The sequence below is a fragment of the bacterium genome, assembly GCA_021372535.1.
GTDB lineage: Bacteria > Latescibacterota > Latescibacteria > Latescibacterales > Latescibacteraceae > JAFGMP01.
The window spans coordinates 32,613-39,678 of sequence record JAJFUH010000013.1; the positions used below are offsets into that span (position 1 = coordinate 32,613).

A 7,066-nucleotide genomic window follows, 5' to 3' on the forward strand; every position below is an offset into this window, starting at 1 on the left:
GATGTATTCAACTCTCTAAGAACAATAAACTTAGTGCCTTTGTGGTTTCTTCTCTTGAATAATCTGAAAGGAGCATACATGGAATACCCGTGGGGGTTCAGCAGCGAAAAGGAGCTTGAGGATTTCATGAGCACCCCCCGGCCGGAAACGGTGGATCTCATGAAACGGCTCGATGGCGATATCATGATTCTCGGAATCGGGGGCAAGATGGGACCGACGCTCGGTTCCATGACGGTGAAAGCCGTTCGTGAGGCAGGAGTCTCCAGAACGGTATACGGCGTCTCGCGGTTTTCCGACAAAAATTTGATTTCCGCACTTGAAGACAGGGGGATTTCCTGCATACCGTGCGATCTGCTCAATCCCGACGATGTGAACAAGCTGCCCCGGATCAAAAACATCATTTATATGGCGGGACGGAAATTCGGGCTCAAGGGAACCGATTACCTGTACTGGGCGATGAATACCATCGCCCCGGCATATACCGCCCGTCATTTCTCCGACTCCGCTATCGTGGTGTTTTCGACCGGAAGCATCTATGACCTCCGGCCGGTGGAATCGAACGGTCCCGCCGAGACCGATACGTTCCTGTCCATCGGGGAATATGCCAATTCCTGTCTCGGGCGCGAGCGGATTTTCGAATACTACTCCCGTGAGAACGGGACGAAGATTCTCCAGCTTCGGCTCAATTACGCAATCGATCTCCGCTACGGCGTCCTCTATGAAATCGGCAGGCAGGTTCACGAGGGCATACCGGTCGACCTCGGGATGGGATATGCCAATGTCATCTGGCAGGGGGACGCGAACAATTATGCCGTGCGGTGCCTGGAGCTTGCCGACAGCCCGCCGCGTATCCTCAATGTCACCGGCGACAAGATACGAATCCGTGATGTGGCCTCTCGGTTCGGGAAACACATGAACCGTGAGCCCGTCTTCACGGGAACCGAGGCTCCGACAGCCTTTCTATCCGATAATTCCGCCATGAAGAAACTCCTGGGCGAACCGCCGACATCGCTCGACCTCATGATCGGGTGGATAGCGGACTGGATCATGAAAGGCGGGCAATCCCTCGGCAAACCGACACATTTCCAGACGAGGGACGGGCAGTTTCTCGATTGATAAAAAAATGGTTCATGGTTTATGGTACATGGTCTCTGGTTTATGGTTGAAAATATTTCACCACAAAGACACGAAGGCACAAAGAAATATAATAGGTTATTAATACTAACTTTAATAATAATTAACCGTCGACATCAAAAAAGATAAATAAAAACAAATCCGCTTAAATCCGCCCGATCCGCATTCTATTATAATTCGAATTGATCGGTTTAAAGCTGGATTCCCGATTAAAGACTCGGGAATGACGGCGTTATGGGGACTTCCGACACAAGGAGGGGGCTTCAGCACCGGGGACCGTTAATGCATTTTAAGATAATTTCCAGATAGATCGGATTAACATCGAACTTCATGAATGAAGAATACGATTGACGATTTTAGATTTACGATTGACGAATAAGAAAGGGATAACCATGAAACCTCTCGGACTCGGAATAATCGGTCTCCATCACCAGCATCCCCGTTGGTACTATCCCCTGTGGGGCAGTCTTCCGGAATACCGGCCGGTTGCGGTAGCCGAGGAGGATAAAGCGTTCCTCCGGAGCGAGAACGAATTCTTCGGGCTCGAAACCCACACCGATTACCATGATCTGCTCGAACGCCGTGATGTGGATGCCGTGATCGTTTTTCTCCCGCACAGCCGTATGCCTCAGGCGGTCGCAGACGCAGCCGCCGCCGGAAAACATGTCATCGTGGAGAAACCCTGCGCCGCCGATGTCGCGGGCATCGAGAAGATTGCCGCAACCGCCCGTGAATTCCCGCACATAAAGATCAGCGCCCCCTACTGCTGGCGGACTCATCCGGTCAGCGGGCAGATTCGCTCCGCCATTAAGGACGGTCTGCTCGGCAGTATCGTTGCAATGGAGGGCAGGCTCAATGCCGGCGGCGCGCACCGTTATATCCGCGACAACACCGCCTGGGTGCTCGAATCGTCCGAGGGCGGCGGCCCCATGTGGAATCTCGGAGTGCACTGGATCGATTATTTCCGGTGGATGACCGGGCAGGAAATCGTCGCGGTTTCGGGAATCGCCAACGGCCCCTTCGGCGAGCCGGAACGAACCATCGAGGACAATGCCCAGGCGCTCCTCAGGTTCGGGGATGGCGCTGTGGGAATCCTCGATGTCAGCTACAGCCTGCCGGATTCCTATCCGGGCAAGCGCGATATCTATGTGGCGTTTCGCGGAACGGAGGGCGATGCGGTCTGGGCGCCTGCATGGCAGGGTCATATGGACGAACTGCTCCTCGTGAGCAGGCATGAATCGGCGTCGGATGCGCAATGCCGCCGTCTGAAGATCGAGAGCAGGGACATTCCCGGTTACGGCGGTCAGATGGCATGGGAATGGCTCAGTGATTTTGCCGCCGCTGTCCGTGAAGACCGTGCACCGCTCGTGAGCATCGATGACATGCGCGCCGCGGTATATGTCGCCGATGCGTTCTACCGTTCGCTTTCGAGCGGGAGGATGGAGAGGGTACAGGCATAAGGCATGAAAGACAGGCAGAAGGCAAAAAAGATAGGCACAAGGCACAAGGCATAAGGGAAAAGAGAAAGACAGTGGCAGAGGGACAGAGAGACTGAGGGGAAAAGGATAAATATGATCGGCCTGATCCCTCGCATTAAACAGACTTATGATATGAAAAACTTTCTGAACCGCTGATTGACATGATTCAATGATTTTATGATTGAAATATGGAACATTCGCCATGTAATCATGGTAATCAGGTAATCAGCGTAATCAGCGGTTCAGACATTTTAAGAAAGCTTCTGTTACACAAAGGAAATTCAGCGAATATTTAATCTCTTTTTTTCATTATAAACCTAACCCTCGCGCCCATTCATTCAAATGTTTCATAACCATCGACATTTTTCTCTTGACTTTTTATGTGTAATTGATTATATTACCTCTCGGTAATAAGTGAGCGACCACGCTCTTTTTTTACTCTGATTAATAACGTTAGTTAGTTATCAGAATGTTTAATACAAACACTTGTTGCAGGCATAAGGCACAAGGCATAAGGAAGAAGGGGGAAAAAGAGACAAATAGAGGCTTTGAGATGGTTTACCGATTAAAGATTCGGGGAAGACGGGTGGTGATGTGAAGGTCTTATCGCTCAGTATCTCAGTGCCTTCGTCCCTGTAATTACATTCACTTATGCCTTATGCCTTGTGCCTGTCTTCATGCCTTTTGCCTGTCCTCATGCCTTGTGCCTGTTTTTAACCAGAAAGGAGTTTCCCATGAACACCGCTGTCCCTTCAACTCCGCTCACCTTCGCGCCGGATGCCGAGCGCGCGGTCATCGGCTGCATGCTCATCGAGCCCGAAACGGTCATCCGCCCGGTCATGGAAGCAGGCGGCGCCGAGCTGTTCTACAATCCCGTCTACAAGGTCATGTGCAGTGCGCTCGATCATCTCCACGAGCACGGAGAAGGAGTCGATCAGCTCACCGTGGCCGACCGTCTCAGGCGGAGCGGGAATCTGGACAATGTGGGCGGCGAGGCGTCCATAATCGGCATCATGAACGAGACCGGGAGCGCCGCCAATGTGGACTATCACATCGGGATTCTCCGTGAGAAGCTGCTGCTCCGGAAGCTCCTCACCGCGCTCAAGAAAGCAACGTACCGCTGCAACGAGGCTGCGGCCGCTCCCGAGGAGATTCTCGACAGCCTCAAATCCGAGCTCCACGAGCTCCGGGAGTTCGAGGACCGGAAGTGTCTGTCCCTCGCCGATCAGATAAGGGAATGGATTGATGTGACAAAAGGCGAATTTATTGTGACAGATTGTTACAAAGACCTCCATTTGGTGACAAAACGTGACAAGGACAACTGCCGCAAGATTCTCAGCCGTCTCTGTGACGAGGGCATGATCGAACCGTGCGGAATCCGTCGGGGCCACTTCCGCCGCATAGAGGGAGAGTGCGAGCGCATCGACTGGAAGAGCGCCGATGAGGATGTGCTCGATTTCCGCTGGCCCGGAGGAGTCGAGCGCTATGTGGAGGTCATGCCCGGCAATGTCGTGGTCATCGCCGGAGAGCCGAACGCCGGAAAGACCGCCTACCTCCTCAATGTAGTCCGCATGAACATGGCCCGTCACGACATCCACTATTTCACCTCGGAAATGGGCGCCGCCGAATTCCGTAAACGGCTCTCGAACTTCAGCGATGTCGCCCTCGATGCCTCAGTCACTTGGCCACTGTCTTTATCTTTTCACTTCTGCCTTCTGCCTTGTGCCTTGTCCCTGTCTTTATGCCTTGTGCCTGTCTTTCATCTCTTTGTCCCTTGAAAAAAGTATGCTATATTGTTACGATATGACGCGGACACATACAATCCGACAGGAACAGGCATACTTTAACGGGGAGGATTCAATGAATACACCGGTTAACAGACGGTCGTTTCTCAAGGGCGCGGCTGCGGCATCGGCGACCATCGGCATACTCAAGCCGCAGACCGTGTTCGGCGCTGCGGCGAATTCCGCAATCCGTCTCGGAATCATCGGATGCGGCGGCAGGGGAACGGCGGACGCGACCTCGATGACGAACAACACCGACATCCGTGTCGCGGCAATCGCCGACCTGCTCGATGACAAGCTCCAGAAGGGAAAAGCGGTATTCAACAAGCTCAACAGCGATAAAGGGTATCCTCCGATCGACGATTCCCATCTCTTTGTCGGCCCGAAGGCATATCTGAGGCTCCTCGAACAGAAGGATATCGATGCGGTCCTCGTCTCCTCGCCGGCATTTTTCCACCCGGAACATCTCGAAGCCGCTGTCGATGCCGGAAAGCACGTGTACTGCGAAAAGCCGGTCGCGATCGACACCGCCGGAATCAAGCAGGTTCAGCGCGCCGGGATCAAAGCAGAGGGCCGTTCGACCCTCGCGGTCGGCTTCCAGATCCGTCACGCCACACCCTATGTGGAGATGGTGAAGCGTATCCAGCGCGGAGATATCGGCGACATCGTCAACGTCCAGGCATACTACTTCGCCGGGTCGATTCCGGTCACATGGTATCCCAATGCACCGTACGACGAGGCGCGCATACGGGCATGGTTCTGGTTCACCGCTCTTTCGGGCGACATCCTTGTCGAGCAGGGCATTCATGTCATCGACATCTGCAACTGGACGCTCAAGGGTCATCCCCTCAAGGCGGTCGGTTCCGGCGGCAGAAAGGGCCGCACCGATAACGGCGATGTGTGGAGCCACTACCAGGTGCTTCTCGAATACCCGGGCGGAATCCATGTGAACTTCGAGTCCACCCAGTACGATCCGGGGTATGGCGATGTATGCGTCCGGTTCTTCGGGACAAAGGGCATTGCCGAGGCTCACTACACCGGCGGGGTGTTCATCAAGGGCCAGAACGAGTGGGATTCGGGAGTCGCCCGCGGAACAGCCGACACTATCAGCAAGGAACAGTGGGCCGCCGGAACGTTTAAATCATCTCTCGAGGATGCCGACCCGAACAAGCAGAAAGCGTTCGCCGAGAGCATCAGGACCGGCAAGCTCATCAACGAAGCCACGGCCGGAGCGGAATCGGCGCTCACCGCCATTCTTGCCCGGACAGCCTCGTACTCCGGGAGAGAGACCCTGTGGGACGAGGTCGCCAATTCGTACGACCGTCTGGACCCCCAGATCGACCTCGCTCAGTTCGACCGTAAAAAGTGAGAGGAACCGGGATTGACTATGAAGAAAACCATCAATCGCAGAACATTCGTCAGCGCGACAGCGGGGGTAGCCATTATGACAAACGGCGCGGGAGCGCAGAACGCTCCATCGGTCAAGACCGGCGAGGGAAAAGATGCGTCGGGCGATATGCCGCTCGGTATCATCATACCGGTGAAGGACCCCGATAAAGACCTCGCCCGTGTCCGTGAGCTCGGATTCTCCACCTGCCAGATGACAGTCGCCGACTATTCGCCGGATTTCGCGCGCGCTGTGCGGTCGGGCCTCGGGAAATACGCGCTGAAGCCCACCTGTCTTATATGCATGGGGCCGGGGAAATATGTGTGGAATTTCTACGAGGGTCCCCTGACCATCGGCCTCGTACCCCGTGAACAGCGGGCGGAACGGACAGCACGGCTCCGTGAGGGAACCGATTTCTGCAGGGAAGCGGGCATTCCCGCGGTTCTGGCGCATTTCGGGTTCATTCCCGAAAATCCCAACGACGAGCTCTACAGCGAGTTCGTCGCGGCCATGAAACAGGTCGCCGGTTATGCGCAGGAACGCGGGATCGGAGTCCGGTTCGAGACGGGACAGGAAACGCCGGTTACCATGCTCCGCGCCATCGAGGACATCGGGGCGGATAACCTCGAAATCAATTACGACACCGCGAACCTTATCCTCTACGGCAAGGCGAATCCGGTGGACGGGCTCGATGTTGTCGGGAAATATGTGCGGTCGCTCCATGCGAAGGACGGGTTCTATCCGACCGATCCGCGCGAGCTCGGCCGTGAGGTTCCCATCGGCGAGGGAAAGGTCGATTTCCCCCGGGTCATCCGCAGGCTCAAGGATATCGGCTTCAGGGGACACATCACCATCGAACGTGAAATCTCCGGCCCGCAGCAGGCCGAGGATATCCGGAAAGCGAAACGGTATCTCGAGGAGCTGATCAGGACGGCCTGATAGAACGGGGATGTACGCGGATCACGCGGATTTGCGCGGATTTGTTTTTATATGTCTGACCGATGTGACATTGCAGGGGTAATTCACGAATTATCCCTGTACCGTGCTTTCGTGGTTAAATATGTTCATGAAGAGTATCCATAACCATGAACAGACACAACGAAAGATGAAAATGTTTGCAGACTGATTTTATGGATTCCCGAATAACTGTCCGGTTAAATACTGAGCACCTTTTGTTTGCAGTAGGACATGATAGTGCTCCTACTAATTACGGGAACTCACCCCGCGTATAACACTTTGATAATACAGATGTTGGTGGCGCCTCCCCTCTCTTGAGGCAAGAG

The 7,066-nt window shown here is 54.5% G+C and carries 5 protein-coding genes; all 5 read left to right on the forward strand.

Going from position 1 to position 7,066, the window contains the following annotated elements; genetic code table 11:
• The first annotated feature begins 78 nt into the window (after positions 1 to 78).
• The 5 genes from LLG96_01215 (at position 79) to LLG96_01235 (ending at position 6,722) form a co-directional block, all read left to right on the forward strand.
• Positions 79 to 1,116, forward strand: a complete 1,038-nt coding sequence (locus tag LLG96_01215; GenBank protein ID MCE5248817.1) for an NAD-dependent epimerase/dehydratase family protein — start codon at positions 79 to 81, stop codon at positions 1,114 to 1,116.
• Positions 1,117 to 1,526: 410 nt separating this feature from the next.
• Entirely contained in the window at positions 1,527 to 2,594 is a 1,068-nt protein-coding gene (locus LLG96_01220; GenBank protein ID MCE5248818.1) for a Gfo/Idh/MocA family oxidoreductase, read from the forward strand.
• 752 nt (positions 2,595 to 3,346) lie between these two features.
• On the forward strand, positions 3,347 to 4,390 hold the full coding sequence (locus LLG96_01225) for a replicative DNA helicase (protein MCE5248819.1): 1,044 nt from the start codon (positions 3,347 to 3,349) through the stop codon (positions 4,388 to 4,390).
• 82 nt (positions 4,391 to 4,472) lie between these two features.
• On the forward strand, positions 4,473 to 5,765 hold the full coding sequence (locus tag LLG96_01230) for a Gfo/Idh/MocA family oxidoreductase (GenBank protein ID MCE5248820.1): 1,293 nt from the start codon (positions 4,473 to 4,475) through the stop codon (positions 5,763 to 5,765).
• A gap of 18 nt (positions 5,766 to 5,783) precedes the next feature.
• Positions 5,784 to 6,722 carry a sugar phosphate isomerase/epimerase gene (locus LLG96_01235; protein MCE5248821.1) on the forward strand — a complete coding sequence of 313 codons (939 nt, stop codon included), beginning with the start codon at positions 5,784 to 5,786 and terminating at the stop codon, positions 6,720 to 6,722.
• Positions 6,723 to 7,066: the final 344 nt, after the last annotated feature.

Coding starts and splice junctions, on each gene's coding strand:
- LLG96_01215 (MCE5248817.1), top strand. CDS start 79: ATGGAATACCCGTGGGGGTTCAGCAGCGAAAAGGAGCTTGAGGATTTC.
- LLG96_01220 (MCE5248818.1), top strand. CDS start 1,527: ATGAAACCTCTCGGACTCGGAATAATCGGTCTCCATCACCAGCATCCC.
- LLG96_01225 (MCE5248819.1), top strand. CDS start 3,347: ATGAACACCGCTGTCCCTTCAACTCCGCTCACCTTCGCGCCGGATGCC.
- LLG96_01230 (MCE5248820.1), top strand. CDS start 4,473: ATGAATACACCGGTTAACAGACGGTCGTTTCTCAAGGGCGCGGCTGCG.
- LLG96_01235 (MCE5248821.1), top strand. CDS start 5,784: ATGAAGAAAACCATCAATCGCAGAACATTCGTCAGCGCGACAGCGGGG.